We start from the raw sequence: 16705 nt of genomic DNA on the forward strand, positions 1-16705 counted from the left end.
CCCGCCGCCCGTACCGGTGGGCCGGGAAAACCGCTGTCCGGCCACCCGTGCCCGGTGATACACACCCGGGGTGGAAAAGACTCTGGAGTTCCCCGATCTGCTGCGGCTGATCGACGAACGCTCAACCGCGTTCCGCGCCGCGGTCGCCGCCGCGCCCAGCCTCGACACGCAGGTGCCGACCTGCCCCGAGTGGACGCTGTCCGATCTGGTGCGGCACCTGGGGACGGGGCGCCGCGCCTGGGCGGCCACCGTCGCGGCGGGGCCCGACGCCACCGCCAAGGCGGCGCCCGAGGGCCCGGACGCACCGCGCGAGCGTGAGGCCCTGCTGGAGTGGATGGCCGCCTCGACGCGGGCGCTGCTGGACGCACTGCGCGAAGCCGGACCCGACCGCGGTTGCTGGACCTGGTGGGGCACCTCGCAGTCCCCGCAGACCTGCGGCGCCGTCGCCCGGCACCAGCTCCAGGAGGTCGCGATGCACACCTACGACGCCCAGCTCACCGCGGGCGACCCGCGGCCGCTGCCGGATCAGGTGGCGCTCGACGGCATCGACGAGTTCCTGCACACCTGTGTCGCGACGACGGATCCCTGGCCGCACGAGCCCGCGGTCGTCGACTACCACGTCACCGACGGCCCCTCCTGGCGCCTGTGGCTGTCCGGCGACGGCGCCCGCGCGACCCGCCTCCCCGTCCCCGGCACCGCCGCGGACGAGGCGCTGGAAGCGGCCGACGTCTCCGCCACCGGTACGGCCGCCGAACTGGTGCTGGCCTTCTACGGCCGTATCCCGGTCGACGCCCCGAAGGTGGACGGCGACATACGGATCTTCCACCAGCTGGTGGCCTGGGAGCCCGCGTAGGGCCTTCCGGCGATGTGACGCGCGAGCCCTCACAGGGGGAGCCCTCGTAAGGGGCGGAATCCGATGATTCCGCCCCTTACGTCTGCCCGGGGCGATCCAAGGCGCCGGATGTGGCGCAGCGCTCGTTCCGGGGAGCTGCCGGGGGGCGAGGGTCTTAGCGTAGGATTGACGAGAAGGCGTCCGGTACCCCGTGCGGACTGGAACGGGAAGGCAAGCGCAGCGTGAACGCATCGCAGAGTGCCGCTTCTGGGGCGGAGGGACGGCCGGCGCGGCTGGCTGTCGGAGTGGTCGGGGCGGGCCGGGTCGGACCCGCGCTCGCGGCGGCGCTGAAACTGGCCGGACACCGGCCGGTCGCCGCTTCCGGCGTGTCGGACGCCTCGCGGCGCCGCGCCGCGGCCCTGCTGCCGGACGTGCCGCTGGTCGAACCGGCGGCCGTACTCGCCCTGGCCGACCTCGTCCTGCTGACCGTCCCCGACGACACCCTGCCCGCACTGGTGACCGGACTCGCCGAGACCGGCGCCGTACGCCCCGGGCAGCTCCTGGTGCACACCTCGGGCCGCTACGGCACCGCCGTACTGGACCCCGCCCTGCGCGCCGGGGCGCTGCCCCTCGCGCTGCACCCGGCGATGACCTTCACCGGCACCCCCGTCGACGTACAGCGCCTCGCGGGCTGCTCCTTCGGCGTGACCGCCCCCGGCGAGCTGCGGATGGCCGCGGAAGCCCTCGTCATCGAGATGGGCGGCGAGCCGGAGTGGATCGAGGAGGCCGCCCGCCCGCTCTACCACGCCGCCCTGGCCATCGGCTCGAACCACCTGGTCACCCTCGTCGCCCAGGCGAGCGACCTGCTGCGGCAGGCGGGCGTCACCGAACCCGGCCGGATGCTCGGCCCGCTGCTCGGCGCCGCCCTCGACAACGCGCTGCGCTCCGGCGACGCCGCCCTCACCGGCCCCGTCGCCCGCGGCGACGCCGGCACCGTCGCCGCCCACCTGGAACAGCTGCGCGCCCACGCCCCCGACACGGTGGCCTCGTACGTGGCGATGGCCCGCGCCACCGCCGACCGCGCACTCGCCAACGGAATGCTCAAGCCGGAGTACGCCGCGGCCCTGCTCGGCGCGCTCGCCAACGACGAGGGGACCACGGCCTCATGACCCGACTCGTGCACCACGCCCGGGACCTCCCCCCGGCCGCGGCCGTCGTGATGACCATGGGCGCGCTCCACGAAGGCCACGCGTCCCTGATCCGCGCCGCCCGCGCCCACGCGGGCGACGGCCTCGTCACCGTCACCGTCTTCGTCAACCCCCTGCAGTTCGGCCCGAACGAGGACCTCGACCGCTACCCGCGCACCCTCGACGCCGATGTGGAACTGGCCGGCCGGGCGGGCGCCGACGTGGTCTTCGCCCCCGGCACCGACGAGGTCTACCCCGGCGGGCAGCCGCGGGTGCGGATCGCGGCGGGCCCCATGGGCACGGGGTACGAAGGCGCGTCGCGGCCCGGCCACTTCGACGGGATGCTGACCGTCGTCGCCAAGCTGCTGCACCTCACCCGGCCCGCCGCGGCGTTCTTCGGGCAGAAGGACGCCCAGCAGCTCGCGCTGATCCGCCGGATGGCCACCGACCTGAACTTCCCCGTCGACATCGTCGCCGTACCGACCGTCCGGGAGGACGACGGCCTCGCGCTGTCCAGCCGCAACCGCTATCTGACGGCCCAGGACCGCGCCCACGCGCTCGCCCTGTCCCGCGCGCTGTTCGCCGGCCGGGACGCGGCCGCGGACGGACCCGACGCCGTACGGAAGGCCGCCCTGGCCGCGCTCGCCGACGCCGACGGCCTCGCCGTCGACTACCTGGCACTCATCGACCCGGCCGACTTCACCGAAGCCGCCTCCGATCACACCGGGCCCGCCGTCCTCGCCGTCGCGGCGAAGGTCGGCAGCACCCGCCTGATCGACAACATCCCGCTGGAATTCGGAGCCGCCGAATGAACGCAAGCCGAACCGGTACCGCGGGTACCGGCATACGCCTGTACGCCCCCGCCCCCGGCTGGGTCCTCACCTCCGACGTGGTCGTGGTGGGGTCCGGAGTCGCCGGGCTCACCGTGGCGCTGCGCTGCGCCGCGTCCGGCGCCAAGGTCACCGTGGTGACCAAGGCGCACCTGGACGACGGCTCCACCCGCTGGGCGCAGGGCGGCGTCGCCGCCGCCCTCGGCGAGGGCGACACTCCCGAGCAGCACCTGGCCGACACCCTGGTCGCGGGCGTGGGCATCTGCGACGAGTCCGCCGTCCGCGCACTGGTCACCGACGGCCCCGACGCCGTACGCCGCCTGATCGCCACCGGCGCCCGCTTCGACACCGACGCCGAGAGCGGCCGCGTCCTGCTCACCCGCGAGGGCGGCCACCACCGCAGCCGTATCGCCCACGCGGGCGGCGACGCGACGGGCGCCGAGATCTCCCGGGCGCTGATCGAGGCGGTCCGCGAAGCCGGCATCGAGTTCGTCGAGAACGCGCTCGCCCTGGACCTGCTCACCGACACCGAGGGGCGCGCGGCCGGCGTCACGCTGCACGTCATGGGCGCCGGGCAGCGGGACGGCGTCGGAGCCGTACGGGCCCGCGCGGTGGTGCTGGCGACCGGCGGCATGGGGCAGGTCTTCTCGTCCACCACCAACCCCGCGGTCTCCACCGGCGACGGCGTGGCGCTCGCGCTGCGCGCCGGGGCCGAGGTCAGCGACCTGGAGTTCGTCCAGTTCCACCCGACCGTGCTGTGGACGGGACCCGAGGCCGAGGGCCAGCAGCCGCTGGTGTCCGAGGCGGTCCGCGGCGAGGGCGCCCACCTCGTGGACGCCGACGGCACCCGCTTCATGGTCGGACAGCACGAGCTGGCCGAACTGGCGCCGCGCGACATCGTCGCCAAGGGCATCATGCGCCGGATGGAGGAGACCGGCGCCCCGCACATGTACCTCGACGCCCGGCACTTCGGCGCCCAGATGTGGGCCGAGCGCTTCCCGACCATCCTGGCCGCCTGCCGGGCGCACGGCATCGACCCGGTCACCGAGCCCATCCCGGTGGCGCCCGCCGCGCACTACGCCTCCGGCGGCGTCCGTACCGACTTGCGCGGCCGCACCACCGTCCCCGGGCTCTACGCCTGCGGCGAGGTCGCCTGCACCGGTGTGCACGGCGCCAACCGGCTCGCGTCCAACTCGCTGCTCGAAGGACTGGTCTTCGCCGAGCGGATCGCCGCCGACATCGTCGCCGACCCGGCCGAGCCCGGCGAGCCGGTCATCCCCGAGCCCGCGCACACCCCGCTGCTGGCGCCCGAGGCACGCTACGAGGTGCAGCGGATCATGTCCGCCGGCGCCGGTGTGCTGCGCAGCGCGGAGAGCCTGGCCACCGCGGCGGGCGCGCTGGAGCGGCTGCACACCTCGGCCGTCGAGGAGTACGACAGGGACGGCAAGACCGCGGAGCCTTGCGTGGAGACCTGGGAGTCGACCAATCTGAGTCTGGTCGCCCGGGTGCTGGTCGCCGCCGCCCGGCGCCGCGAGGAGACCCGCGGCTCGCACTGGCGCCTCGACCGTCCCGACCGCGACGACCAGCAGTGGCGGCGGCATCTCGTCGTACGCCTCACCCCGCACCGCACGCTCGCGGTCCGCACCACGCAGACCGCGGACTTCCCGCCGACCCGCGGCGCCGCCGCGATCGGGGATGATGGGGCCGCGCCGCGCTCCGCACCCGCCTCGAAGGAGATCTCGTGAGTACCCCCGACCGTCCCCAGCCCGTCTCCCTGCCGCTGCCGCAGTTCGGCCCGCCGAGCGAGACCGGCGGTGGCGGCTGCGGTGACGGCTGTGGCTGCGGCGCGGACGACACGGGCGACGCGTACGGGCTCGACCCGCTGGAGTGCGGCCTCGACCCCGACCTGGCGCAGCTCCTGATGGACGCCGGGCTCGACCCGGTGCAGATCGAGGACATCGCGCACCTGGCGATCGAGGAGGATCTCGACCAGGGCGTGGACGTCACCACGGTGGCGACCGTCCCCGAGGAAGCCCGCGCCACCGGCGACTTCACCGCCCGTGAGGCGGGGACCGTGGCGGGCCTGCGCGTGGCCGAGGCGGTGCTGTCGGTGGTGTGCACCGACGAGTTCGAGGTCGAGCGGCACGTGGAGGACGGCGAGCGGGTCGTGGCCGGGCAGAAGCTGCTGACCGTCCGCGGCCGCACCCGCGACCTGCTGACCGGTGAGCGCAGCGCGCTCAACCTGCTGTGCAGGCTCTCCGGGATCGCCACCGCCACCCGCGCGTGGGCGGACGTGCTGGAGGGCACCAAGGCGCGGGTGCGCGACACCCGCAAGACGACCCCGGGCCTGCGGGCGCTGGAGAAGTACGCGGTCCGCTGCGGCGGCGGCGTCAACCACCGGATGTCGCTGTCCGACGCGGCACTGGTCAAGGACAACCACGTGATCGCCGCCGGCGGTGTCGCCCAGGCGTTCAAGCTGGTCCGCGAGGAGTTCCCCGACCTGGCCATCGAGGTCGAGGTCGACACCATGCACCAGGTGCGCGAGGTGCTGGACGCAGGGGCCGACCTGATCCTGCTGGACAACTTCACCCCCGCGGAGACCGAGGAGGCGGTGGCGATCGTGGCGAGCCGCGCGGCCCTGGAGTCCTCGGGCCGGCTCACCCTGGAGACCGCCCGGCAGTACGCCGAGACCGGCGTCGACTACCTGGCGGTGGGCGCCCTCACCCACTCCTCCCCGGTTCTCGACATCGGCCTCGACCTGCGAGCGGAAGCGTAGAGGCGGATGCTGCTCACCATCGACGTCGGCAACACCCACACCGTCCTCGGCCTGTTCGACGGCGAGGAGATCGTCGAGCACTGGCGGATCTCCACCGACCCGCGCCGCACCGCCGACGAGATGGCGGTCCTGCTGCAGGGCCTGATGGGCATGCACCCGCTGCTCGGCGACCTCGGCGACGGCATCGACGGCATCGCGATCTGCTCGACCGTGCCGTCGGTGCTGCACGAACTGCGCGAGGTGACCCGCCGCTACTACGGCGACGTGCCCTCGATCCTGGTCGAGCCCGGCATCAAGACCGGGGTGCCGATCCTGGTCGACCACCCCAAGGAGGTCGGCTCCGACCGGATCATCAACTCGCTGGCCGCCGTGCACCTGTACGGCGGCCCGTGCATCGTGGTGGACTTCGGCACCGCCACCACCTTCGACGCGGTCTCCGCGCGCGGTGAGTACGTGGGCGGCGCCATCGCACCGGGCATCGAGATCTCGGTGGACGCGCTGGGCGTGCGCGGCGCGCAGCTCCGCAAGATCGAACTGGCCCGGCCGCGCAGTGTCATCGGCAAGAACACCATCGAGGCCATGCAGTCCGGCATCCTCTACGGTTTCGCCGGGCAGGCCGACGGCATCGCCGAGCGGATGGCCCGTGAACTGGCCGACGACCCGGACGACGTCACCGTGATCGCCACCGGCGGCCTCGCCCCGCTGGTCCTCGGCGAGGCGTCGATCATCGACGCGCACGAGCCGTGGCTGACCCTGATCGGCCTGCGGCTGGTCTACGAACGGAACATCTCCACCACCTGATCTCCCCCGCCTTCACCACCTGCGGCGGAATTCCCCCGGGAGCACGGCCGGTCCGTCGGCGTGCGCGGATATCGCGCCGACGCACCGCGCATTTCGTATTGCGCGAAGTTTGTCCGCTTAGCACTTAAAATCCGACTATGCCCACGCCACACGGAAACCGAGGCGGGATGGCGTTCAGCGCGGAGGAAGTGCGCGTGCTGCGACGCGCCCTCGCGGAGGCCCTGCACCCCAGCCGGGCCGCCACCGTCGTTCCCCGCCCGGCCGAGTACGTACAGGACTACCTCCGGCTCGCCGCCGCCGTGGACGACGCGGCGGACGAGGCGGGGCGGCTGCGCGCCTTCCAGCTCGACGAGCTGAGCCGTTACCGACGGGCCCTGCCCGGGAGTGTGGCGGGCTACCTGGAGCGGCTCACCGCTGCCCTGGCCGCCGGATACCGACCGACCGCCGACGACCTGGCGGCGCTGCGCCGACTGCGCGCGCTGCCCAGCGGTACCCCGGAGCACCGGCGGCGTACCGCACTGCTGCGCCGCTGCGAAACCCTCGCAGAGAACGACGTACGACTGCGTCTGGAGGCACATATGACCGCGCCGCGCCGCCTGCTCGCCCTGCCGGGTGCCCGTCTCGCCGCCGAGCCCGACCCGGCGGAGAAGAAGCCCGCCCCGAAGGCCCCCTCGCCGCAGCCCCCGGCCCCCGGCCAGGACCCGGCCAGGAAGCGCCCGCCGACGCCGGCCGAGATCTGGCCGCCCGGCCGCCGCCCCGCCCCCGGGCGCAAGGGCGGCAAGGAGGAGGGCGACGGCGGTGAGCACGGCGTCCACGAGGCCGCGGGGGCGGTCCGTACCGCCTGACGGCGGCCGGTCCTGACGGCGGACGGCACAAAAGGTGCCTCCGCCGTCGGGCCCGTAAGGGGGCCTGGCTACCCTTATGGGCATGGACTACGTTTCCGCGATCGTTCCCCCGCTGGTGATGGCGATCCTCTTCACCGCCGTCATGGTCACGATCATCAAGAACCAGGGCGGGGCCAACAAGAGCAAGGAGGACGCGGCCGTGGACGCCGCGTTCGCCCGTGCGGAGGCCGCCCGGCAGGCGTCCGGGGACGAGCAGTAGCTCACCCGTAAGAGCGCCATAAGCGGCATTCCGGTCATTTGACCGGAGTTTCCCTTAGTATTCCGAGTGTGCCCCGTCCATTGGGAGACCTCGAAGACACCGTCATGACCAGGGTGTGGGAGTGGAACCGCCCGGTCACGGTTCGTGAAGTGCTGGAGGACCTGTCACAGGACCGTTCCATCGCGTACACGACGGTGATGACCGTAATGGACAACCTGCGCCAGAAGGGCTGGCTCCGCCGCGAGGCGGAAGGCCGGGCTTATCGTTATGAGGCCGTTTCGACGCGAGCGGCATACTCCGCCGCACTGATGAACGAAGCCTGGGCCGCGAGCGACAACCCCGCCGCGGCCCTCGTGCACTTCTTCGGCATGATGTCGCCGGAACAGCGTGAAGCGGTCCGTGACGCATTGCGCATCATCCAGTCCGTGGACCCCTCCGGCCCGCCGGAAGCCGAAGGGCGATAGCGTCCGCCCATGCCCCTCATGTCGAATGACGTCACCATCCGCCGGGCCCGCACCGGCGATGTCGCCGCGGTACGGCGGCTGCTGGACTCCTATGTCCGTGACAGCATCCTGCTCGACAAGCCGACGGTGACCCTTTATGAGGACATCCAGGAGTTCTGGGTCGCCGAACGCGACGAGGACGCGAGTGTGGTCGCCTGCGGCGCCCTCCATGTGATGTGGGAGGACCTCGCCGAGGTCAGGACCCTGGCGGTCGACCCCAGACTGCGCGGCAAGGGTGTCGGGCACCAGCTTCTCGCGAAGCTGCTGCAGACCGCGCGATGGCTGGGAGTGCGTCGTATTTTCTGTCTCACCTTCGAAGTGGACTTCTTCGCGAAGCACGGCTTCGTCGAGATCGGCGAGACCCCGGTGGACGGCGATGTCTTCGGCGAGCTGCTGCGTTCCAATGACGAGGGTGTCGCGGAGTTCCTCGACCTGGAGCGAGTGAAACCGAACACCTTGGGCAACAGCCGCATGCTTCTGCAACTCTGACCGTTCCGGTTTGTCCGGATCGCGCTACCTCGCGCAGACCTCTTCGTGCAAGGGGTTTGTGTTTTCCCGGGAAAGGCGCTTTGCTTTTACCGTTAATCCGTTTTCGATGAAAGGGAAGCCGGTGGCTCAGAAGGTTCAGGTTCTTCTTGTTGACGACCTCGATGGCGGCGAGGCGGACGAGACTGTCACGTTCGCTCTCGACGGTGTGACGTACGAGATCGACCTCACCACCGCGAATGCCGACAAGCTCCGTGGGCTGCTGAACCCGTACACGGACAGTGGCCGTCGGACCGGTGGGCGTGCCGGGCGGGGCCGTACCAAGGCCGTCCGCAGCGGGGGCTCGGGTCCCGACACCGCCAAGATTCGTGCATGGGCCAAGGAGAAGGGCTACGAAGTCAACGACCGCGGTCGTGTGCCCGCCACCATCCGTGAGGCGTACGAGAAGGCCCACGGCTGATCCTGGCTGCGCGACCGCAGCGTGATCCGGTGGCAGGCCGTCGCGAGCGCGGCCACCAACGCCGACAGGCCGACGGGCACCCCCGTTCCTTCGGCCCTTCCCGCGACATCCAGCGCGGGCACGGCGGACTCCACCTCGCAGCCCGGCCGGGGAGGCCGCAGCCACACCGGCGCAGTCCGGTCGAAGGCGGCCTCCCGGCGGCCCCAGTCGGGGTGCGCCGGTGCCCGCATGCGGTCACCGGCTCCCAGCGCCGTCAGGTCGAGCGGGATCCCTCCCCACTCCAGCCACTCCAGCAGTCCCGGCAGCTCCTCCGCGGATCCGGCCGCCACCAGCAGCCGGACCCGGTGGCCGTCCAGGGCCACGGGACCGAGCCGGTCGGGCTGCGGGAAACGGCTCAGCATCGCGAAGCCCGCCTCGGCCGGCGCGTCCAGCGCGTCGAAACGCACCCCGGTGACCAACCCCGGCGGCAGCGTCCCGGTGGTCGGCCACCCCAGCTCGTCCTCGTACCAGCCCATGTCGTATGCAACTCCCCGCCGCGACAAGGGTTACGTACCGTCCTGGGTGGAACACGGTGAGTATGCGCCGCATGCGTTCGATCCGGCGCAAGGTTGTTCGCCCTTAGCGCACTCGCCAGGCCGTTTCGGCATGGACTGTCAGTCGCGGAGGGTAAGAAGTACCTAGTGGGAAGGGCTGGTGTTCGAGCAGGCGGGGCGGGCGTTCGCCACGGGCGTACTCGATAAAGGGGTATTCGCCTGGCCTGCGGGAACATCGTCTCGCACCATCGAGGTTGTGGGAGTGACGTCAGCCGGTAGCGCAGCTCCCTCGCGCGAGCGGGGGTGGATACGTGAGCGGCGCCGCTGTGCGGGACTAGCATGCGGAAGGACAGGGAGGGGACCGACCCCTCACTGCCCGACCGCTCTGAGGAGCGATTAACGATGTTCGAGAGGTTCACCGACCGCGCGCGGCGGGTTGTCGTCCTGGCTCAGGAAGAAGCCCGGATGCTCAACCACAACTACATCGGCACCGAGCACATCCTCCTGGGCTTGATCCACGAGGGTGAGGGTGTCGCCGCTAAGGCCCTGGAGAGCCTCGGGATTTCTCTTGAGGCGGTCCGCCAGCAGGTGGAGGAGATCATCGGGCAGGGGCAGCAGGCCCCGTCCGGCCACATCCCCTTCACTCCCCGGGCCAAGAAGGTGCTGGAGCTGTCGCTCCGCGAGGCCCTTCAGCTCGGCCACAACTACATCGGCACCGAGCACATCCTGCTCGGCCTGATCCGCGAGGGCGAGGGCGTCGCCGCCCAGGTCCTCGTGAAGCTGGGCGCCGATCTCAACCGGGTCAGGCAGCAGGTCATCCAGCTGCTGTCCGGTTACTCCGGCGGGAAGGAGTCGGCCACGGCCGGCGGGCCGGCCGAGGGCACCCCCTCGACCTCGCTCGTCCTGGACCAGTTCGGCCGCAACCTCACCCAGGCCGCCCGCGAGACCAAGCTCGACCCGGTCATCGGGCGCGAGAAGGAGATCGAGCGGGTCATGCAGGTGCTGTCCCGCCGCACCAAGAACAACCCCGTCCTCATCGGCGAGCCCGGCGTCGGCAAGACCGCCGTCGTCGAGGGCCTGGCCCAGGCGATCGTCAAGGGCGAGGTGCCCGAGACGCTCAAGGACAAGCAGCTCTACACCCTGGACCTCGGCGCCCTGGTCGCCGGATCCCGGTACCGCGGTGACTTCGAGGAGCGCCTGAAGAAGGTCCTCAAGGAGATCCGCACCCGCGGCGACATCATTCTCTTCATCGACGAGCTGCACACCCTGGTGGGTGCGGGCGCGGCCGAGGGCGCCATCGACGCGGCCTCGATCCTCAAGCCCATGCTGGCCCGTGGCGAGCTGCAGACCATCGGCGCCACCACGCTCGACGAGTACCGCAAGTACCTGGAGAAGGACGCGGCCCTCGAGCGCCGCTTCCAGCCCATCCAGGTCGCGGAGCCGTCGCTGCCGCACACCATCGAGATCCTCAAGGGTCTGCGCGACCGGTACGAGGCGCACCACCGGGTGTCCATCACGGACTCCGCCCTGGTCGCCGCCGCGACGCTGGCCGACCGCTACATCTCGGACCGCTTCCTGCCGGACAAGGCGATCGACCTGATCGACGAGGCCGGTTCCCGGATGCGCATCCGCCGGATGACCGCGCCGCCGGACCTCCGCGAGTTCGACGAGAAGATCGCCGACGTGCGCCGCGAGAAGGAGTCCGCGATCGACTCGCAGGACTTCGAGAAGGCGGCCTCGCTCCGGGACAACGAGAAGCAGCTCCTCGCCGCGAAGACCAAGCGCGAGAAGGAGTGGAAGGCCGGCGACATGGACGTCGTCGCCGAGGTCGACGAGGACCTGATCGCCGAGGTGCTCGCCACGGCCACCGGCATCCCGGTCTTCAAGCTGACCGAGGAGGAGTCCTCGCGGCTGCTGCGCATGGAGGACGAGCTGCACAAGCGCGTCATCGGCCAGCGCGACGCCGTCAAGGCGCTCTCCAAGGCCATCCGCCGCACGCGTGCCGGTCTGAAGGACCCCAAGCGCCCCGGTGGCTCGTTCATCTTCGCCGGCCCGTCCGGTGTCGGTAAGACCGAGCTGTCCAAGGCCCTCGCGGAGTTCCTCTTCGGGGACGAGGACGCGCTGATCTCCCTCGACATGTCGGAGTTCAGCGAGAAGCACACCGTCTCGCGGCTGTTCGGCTCCCCTCCCGGCTACGTCGGGTACGAAGAGGGCGGCCAGCTCACCGAGAAGGTGCGCCGCAAGCCGTTCTCCGTCGTGCTCTTCGACGAGGTCGAGAAGGCCCACCCGGACATCTTCAACTCGCTGCTGCAGATCCTGGAGGACGGTCGGCTGACCGACTCCCAGGGCCGGGTCGTGGACTTCAAGAACACGGTCATCATCATGACGACCAACCTCGGCACCCGGGACATCTCCAAGGGCTTCAACCTGGGCTTCGCGGCCCAGGGCGACACGAAGACCAACTACGAGCGGATGAAGAACAAGGTCAGCGACGAGCTGAAGCAGCACTTCCGCCCCGAGTTCCTCAACCGTGTCGACGACGTCGTCGTCTTCCCGCAGCTCACCGAGGACGACATCCTGCAGATCGTCGACCTGATGATCGGCCGGGTGGACGAGCGGCTGCGCGACCGGGACATGGGCATCGAGCTCAGCTCCGAGGCGAAGTCGCTGCTCTCCAAGCACGGCTACGACCCCGTGCTGGGCGCCCGGCCGCTGCGCCGGACGATCCAGCGGGAGATCGAGGACTCGCTGTCCGAGAAGATCCTCTTCGGCGAGCTGCGCCCCGGCCACATCGTGGTCGTGGACGTGGAGGGCGAAGGGGAGGCCGCGAAGTTCACCTTCCGCGGTGAGGAGAAGGTCACGGTCGCGGACGCCCCGCCGATCGAGACGGCGGGCGGCCCGCCGAACCTCACCAAGGACGCGTAACGCGTCCCGCGCGGACCCGTACGAAGGCCCCGGCCCCCGTACCAGCACTGCTGGTACGGGGGCCGGGGCCTTTCCTATGCCCGGGGGCGGGGTGTGATCGTCACCGTGACGCGGGGCGGAAGGGCGTCGGTGAGGACCTCCAGGGCTGTGTCCTGGTGGCGGACGACGACCTCGGACAGCTCCGGGAACGCAGCCAACGGGGCGAGGTCGAAAGTGTGCGGGCCGAGCACGACGGGGTGCGCCACGGTGACCCGCCGCGCGGCGGGGAACAGCTCCGCCAGGTATGTCGGTAGCGAGCCGACGGCCCCTCGGGACACCGTCAGGGTCTGAACGTTCGGCAGCGCCGGGAAAGCGGGATCGAGGCTCGCGGTGGGACCGCTGCCGAGGGACAGGGAATCCAGGCGTGGCAGGAGATGCAGGCGGTCCCAGTCGTCACGGGCCAGCGCGCGAGTGGCGGAGTCGGCCTCGACCTGCTCGACCTTCGTCAGCCGCTCGACACCCTCCAGCCCCCGCTCTCCGAGGTCAGTGTAGAAGTCCGTGACGCCGAGCCCGGCAGGGAGGGAGGACGGGCCGGGCCAGCACGAATCCAAGCTGCGCAGGGCCAGGGAACGCAGCGCGGTCAGACTTCGCAGCACGCCCAGGTCAATTCCGGGAGGCAGACCGCACAGCGTCAGGAGGCGAAACGGCCCGTCGGCCAGCGGCGACAGATCGGTGAGGCGCGAGCAGTCGAAGAAGGCGAGCCTGCGTAAGCCGGACAGGTCCGCAAGCAGCGAAAGGGTCTCGTCCGTCATGGGTTCGCTCAGGTAGATGTCCTCCAGCGTGTTCGCGCCGATTCTCGCGAGTACGTCCGGCAACACAGATACGCCCGTCGACACCGACACGACTCCACCGATCTCCGCCAGCGCCTCCACCTGCTCGGCGGTCTGGGCTGCGAAAGTCGTCCGGTCCCGTGGCAGGCGGTCGAGGACTTCCGTCGCGTACTGACGGGCGTCCACACCGGGCGGAAACCTCCGGCCCAGCGCGTGGTGCACACGGCCACGTGGTAGGCGGTGGAGGACTTCCGCCGGGTACTGGCGGGCGTCCACATCGGGCGGAGACCTCCGGCCCGGCGCGCTCTTCACGCCCGTAGGCGGCTGCCCCGCGAAGCGCCGCATCACCCCCACCGCCGCGTCGCCCCCGATCAGCGCCGCGGTCTCGATCGTCGCCGTCGCCTCCTCCTCATCCAGCCCCTCCGGCCCCGGCAGCAGTTCCAGGACCAGCGGTCCGACCGCCGCCAGGGCCTCGGCTTCCGCGTACGACCGCGGCGGGATCAGTGCCGCGCCGCGTTCCTCGACGGCGGCGCGGACCGCGGGGTCCAGCTCGGTGGCGTGTTCGAGGCAGGCCATGGCGAGGAGGTGGAGGCGGCCGCGGTGGGTCTTCGTACGGTCGCCGCGGGCGAGGATCTTGCGCAGGAGGCGGGCGCGCTCGTCCGGGCGGGCGTTGGCGACGGCCATCCGGATCACGTCGGACCACTGGTCGTGGTGGGCGTTGCGGGCCATCAGCTCGAAGTCCCGCTCCTCGACCGCGGCCCGCGCGGCCAGGTAGTCCTGGAAGGTGCGGTGGACGAAGTCGACCGTGTCCGCCGTGGGCTCGCGCAGCAGACCGCTGCGCTCCAGCAGGTAGCGGTAGACGGCGGGCCCGTCGCCGACGGCGGCCGCGGCGGGCATCGCGGGCAGCGCGGTGGTGACCAGGCCCACCGCGTCCTCGCGGTCCATCTCGGCCTGGCCGTTGCGCACCAGCCAGTACGCCAGCTTCTGCAGGAGCTGGATCTGCGGGGCCTCGGTGAGCGGCGGCGCCAGGTCGCGCTCGCGGTCGCGGCGCAGCAGCAGCATCGACAGGGCGGCGTCGTACAGCTCCTTGCGGCCGGTGGGCAGATAGCCGCCGCGGTCGCGGTGCAGGGCGCAGATCAGACCGCACATCAGCGGGTTGGTGGCGAGGCGGCCGAGGTCGTGCTTGGTGTCGAGGGCGGCGAGCAGGGAGCGCTGGTAGTCGTCGAGGCGGGCCAGTTCCTCGGTGTCGTCGGGGGTGGCGGCGCGGGCGGCGTCGTGCCAGCGCCCGGCGAAGGCGCGGACGTCGCGGCGGCTCATGGGGGAGAGGGTCAGCTCGGTGAAGCCCTCGTCGCTCAGCCAGCGGTCGGCGACGGCGGAGGGGCGGGAGGTGACCAGCCAGTGGTTGCCGGGGTAGGCGGCGAGGAGGTCGCGCAGCCAGTCGCCGACGCGCTCCCGGGCGCGCTCGTCGATCTCGTCCAGGCCGTCGACCAGGACCAGGGCGCGGCGGTCGGCGAGGATGCGCTCGACCCACCCCGCCGGTGCGGTGAGCGGCGCGCCGACCGCCTCCAGGAAGTCGGCGGGGGCCGGCAGCCGGTCACGGCGGGCGACCGTACGCAGCGGCAGGACGAACGGGACCAGGCCGGTCAGGTGCCGCTGGTGCTCGCTCAGCTCCTGGCCCGCGGCGGCCACCGCCAGCCACTGCACCAGAGTGGTCTTGCCCGAGCCCGCGACGCCGCGCAGCAGCACCCGCTCGTGCCCGGCGAGCGCCTGCTCGGCCGGCACCGGCCCGGCGGCGCGCGGCGGCTGCTGCCACCCGCCGACGTCCCGTAAGGCCGTCGGTGCGGCCTCCAGGCTGTAGTACGCGGCGTCCAGCGGCCAGGTGGCGCGTCTGCGGTCGGTGAGGTCGATACCGAAGATCCGCAGCGTGCCGTGGCGCTTGGCCACGTACCCGGCGTAGCGGGACTCGAACTCGGCGGTCGGGTCGGGGAAGGTGCAGGAGGCGTCGACGAATGAGGGGGCGAGGTAGCCGACGGCGTCCAGGGCGCTGAGGAAGCCGGGCTCGTCGCGCAGCCGCTGCACCGGGGTGACGGTGACCCGGCCGTGCCGCCAGCCGCGCGGGTCGGAGGTCACCACGCCCAGCAGGACGCCGTCGGTGAAGACGGCCGCGCCCGACATGCCCGCCCACGGCGAGATGCCGTCGGGGCGCGGCTCGGGCGGCACGCCGTCGACGGCGATCACATCGCGGCCCGTGACCAGCCCCGATCCGGGTTTGTAGGTGCCGATCAGCTGCTCGGTGTCGAGGCCGCCCGCCGCGTCCCGCTGGCCGTAGGGGAAGCCGACCGCCTGGCAGCCGGGGATCGGCGCGAGCGTGCCGATCTTGGCCCAGGCCAGCGGCCCGGCGTCGAGGGCGGCGGGGTCGGTCAGCGGGCGGTCGGAGGCCAGCAGCGCCACGTCCAGGCCGGTGGCGTGGTCGTACCAGGACGCGACGGTGGTGCAGGGCGCCTCGCCGTGGCCGTCGAGGGCGGTGACGCGGATGTCGCGCTCGTGGGAGAGCAGATGCGCGGCGGTGAGGACCAGCCGCCCGGTGAGGAGGTAGCCGCTGCCCTGGTGGCCGCCGCTGCGGACCACCGCCAGGCGGCGGCGTGCGGGGTGCCGGGAGACCCGCGGGGGCGCGGGTCGGTCCGCCGTCACTCGCCGTACGAGGAGCCGGGGCGGCGCGTCAGGCCCGAGGTGTCGCCCTCGTCGGGGGCGCCGATCTCCAGGTACCCGCCGGTCGCGGCGTCCTTCGGCCGCAGGGTGAAGGCGACGGTGTGGGTACGGCCGGTGGTGCGCGCCGCGTCGCCGCCCGCGTCGACGACCCACGCCTTCACCCCGCCGCGTGCGGTACGGGTGCGCCGCAGCTCGACCGTGAACTCCATGTGGATCTCGCCGACCTCGAAGCGGACCGCCTTGCCCGCGCCGCGCGCGGTGCCCGCGATCAGGCCCTCCCGTACGGCCTCGACGGCGTCCGCCAGCTCGATGCCGGTGAGCGCCAGGTACTCGTCGTCGTCCGCCATCCGGCGCCCCCCTGAGTCGTCCCGGCACCCCACGGTAGAGGAGCGAATGTGGCCCGCGCCACGAATTCACCGTAATTCGGCACCGGGGGAGTGGCCCCGGTCACATCGCTTTCCCCGGTCCACCGGCGGCGGAAAATCGCCGATTCTCGCTCCGGGGTGATGTACCCCATGTGACCCAGCCCACTTACTAAGGGAAATAGTCGGCTGTTCGCGGGCCGCCCGCCGCGCGCCTCACGGGTCCGGCGCCGGGTGGGGGCGCTGCGGCCGATGCCCGATTTGCTCCGTGATGCCGGGGATTACGTATCGGAGATTCCACCGATACCCGGCGGTAGGCGACCCGCGGCGGGACCCTCACCGTCTACTGCCGTGCTTAGTAATGGGGGTGCTTGTGCCCGGGCGGAAT

At 72.0% G+C, this 16705-nt stretch carries 15 protein-coding genes; 12 read left to right on the forward strand and 3 right to left on the reverse strand.

Annotated elements, in window-relative coordinates; genetic code table 11:
• Nucleotides 1-70: 70 nt before the first annotated feature.
• The 11 genes from AB0M29_RS24230 (at nt 71) to AB0M29_RS24280 (ending at nt 8979) form a co-directional block, all read left to right on the forward strand.
• Nucleotides 71-853, forward strand: coding sequence for a maleylpyruvate isomerase N-terminal domain-containing protein (locus AB0M29_RS24230; RefSeq protein ID WP_365385877.1), 783 nt, complete (start codon nt 71-73; stop codon nt 851-853).
• A 221-nt stretch (nt 854-1074) separates the two neighbouring features.
• Nucleotides 1075-2001, forward strand: coding sequence for a DUF2520 domain-containing protein (locus AB0M29_RS24235; protein WP_365385880.1), 927 nt, complete (start codon nt 1075-1077; stop codon nt 1999-2001).
• Complete coding sequence (panC, locus tag AB0M29_RS24240) at nt 1998-2831, forward strand: pantoate--beta-alanine ligase (RefSeq protein WP_365385882.1); 834 nt, start codon at nt 1998-2000, stop codon at nt 2829-2831. Before AB0M29_RS24235 ends, panC begins: the two co-directional genes overlap by 4 nt.
• Nucleotides 2828-4594 carry an L-aspartate oxidase gene (locus AB0M29_RS24245; protein ID WP_365385884.1) on the forward strand — a complete coding sequence of 589 codons (1767 nt, stop codon included), beginning with the start codon at nt 2828-2830 and terminating at the stop codon, nt 4592-4594. The genes panC and AB0M29_RS24245 overlap by 4 nt, the downstream gene beginning before the upstream one ends.
• Nucleotides 4591-5625, forward strand: coding sequence for a carboxylating nicotinate-nucleotide diphosphorylase (gene nadC / locus AB0M29_RS24250; RefSeq protein WP_365385886.1), 1035 nt, complete (start codon nt 4591-4593; stop codon nt 5623-5625). The genes AB0M29_RS24245 and nadC overlap by 4 nt, the downstream gene beginning before the upstream one ends.
• A gap of 6 nt (nt 5626-5631) precedes the next feature.
• Nucleotides 5632-6426: a type III pantothenate kinase gene (locus AB0M29_RS24255; protein WP_365385887.1), complete on the forward strand. Its 795-nt coding sequence runs from the start codon at nt 5632-5634 to the stop codon at nt 6424-6426.
• Nucleotides 6427-6563: 137 nt separating this feature from the next.
• Nucleotides 6564-7271 (forward strand): hypothetical protein, encoded by a 708-nt coding sequence (locus AB0M29_RS24260; RefSeq protein WP_365385888.1) that lies wholly within the window; start codon nt 6564-6566, stop codon nt 7269-7271.
• Nucleotides 7272-7353: 82 nt separating this feature from the next.
• A complete protein-coding gene (locus tag AB0M29_RS24265) occupies nt 7354-7530 on the forward strand; it encodes a hypothetical protein (RefSeq protein ID WP_365385891.1) in 177 nt (58 codons plus the stop codon).
• Nucleotides 7531-7598: 68 nt separating this feature from the next.
• On the forward strand, nt 7599-7994 hold the full coding sequence (locus tag AB0M29_RS24270; protein ID WP_365385893.1) for a BlaI/MecI/CopY family transcriptional regulator: 396 nt from the start codon (nt 7599-7601) through the stop codon (nt 7992-7994).
• Between the two features lie 9 nt (nt 7995-8003).
• Nucleotides 8004-8522: an amino-acid N-acetyltransferase gene (locus AB0M29_RS24275; protein ID WP_365385895.1), complete on the forward strand. Its 519-nt coding sequence runs from the start codon at nt 8004-8006 to the stop codon at nt 8520-8522.
• 121 nt (nt 8523-8643) lie between these two features.
• Nucleotides 8644-8979, forward strand: a complete 336-nt coding sequence (locus tag AB0M29_RS24280) for an Lsr2 family protein (RefSeq protein ID WP_365385937.1) — start codon at nt 8644-8646, stop codon at nt 8977-8979.
• Here AB0M29_RS24280 and AB0M29_RS24285 read toward each other — a convergent pair.
• Nucleotides 8910-9494, reverse strand: coding sequence for an SCO3374 family protein (locus AB0M29_RS24285; protein ID WP_365385898.1), 585 nt, complete (start codon nt 9492-9494; stop codon nt 8910-8912). The two genes, AB0M29_RS24280 and AB0M29_RS24285, sit on opposite strands and share 70 nt — an antisense overlap.
• A 420-nt stretch (nt 9495-9914) precedes the next feature.
• On the opposite strand from AB0M29_RS24285, the gene AB0M29_RS24290 reads away from it, so the two are divergent.
• A complete protein-coding gene (locus AB0M29_RS24290; protein ID WP_365385899.1) occupies nt 9915-12437 on the forward strand; it encodes an ATP-dependent Clp protease ATP-binding subunit in 2523 nt (840 codons plus the stop codon).
• A 74-nt stretch (nt 12438-12511) separates the two neighbouring features.
• On the opposite strand, the gene AB0M29_RS24295 is transcribed toward AB0M29_RS24290, so the two are convergent.
• Together AB0M29_RS24295 and AB0M29_RS24300 are read right to left on the reverse strand one after the other, a co-directional pair.
• Nucleotides 12512-15937, reverse strand: coding sequence for an NACHT domain-containing protein (locus tag AB0M29_RS24295; protein ID WP_365385901.1), 3426 nt, complete (start codon nt 15935-15937; stop codon nt 12512-12514).
• On the reverse strand, nt 15934-16302 hold the full coding sequence (locus AB0M29_RS24300; RefSeq protein ID WP_365385903.1) for a trypco2 family protein: 369 nt from the start codon (nt 16300-16302) through the stop codon (nt 15934-15936). Before AB0M29_RS24300 ends, AB0M29_RS24295 begins: the two co-directional genes overlap by 4 nt.
• Nucleotides 16303-16705: the final 403 nt, after the last annotated feature.

The sequence above is a fragment of the Streptomyces sp. NPDC051976 genome, assembly GCF_040680795.1.
Taxonomy (GTDB): Bacteria; Actinomycetota; Actinomycetes; order Streptomycetales; family Streptomycetaceae; genus Actinacidiphila.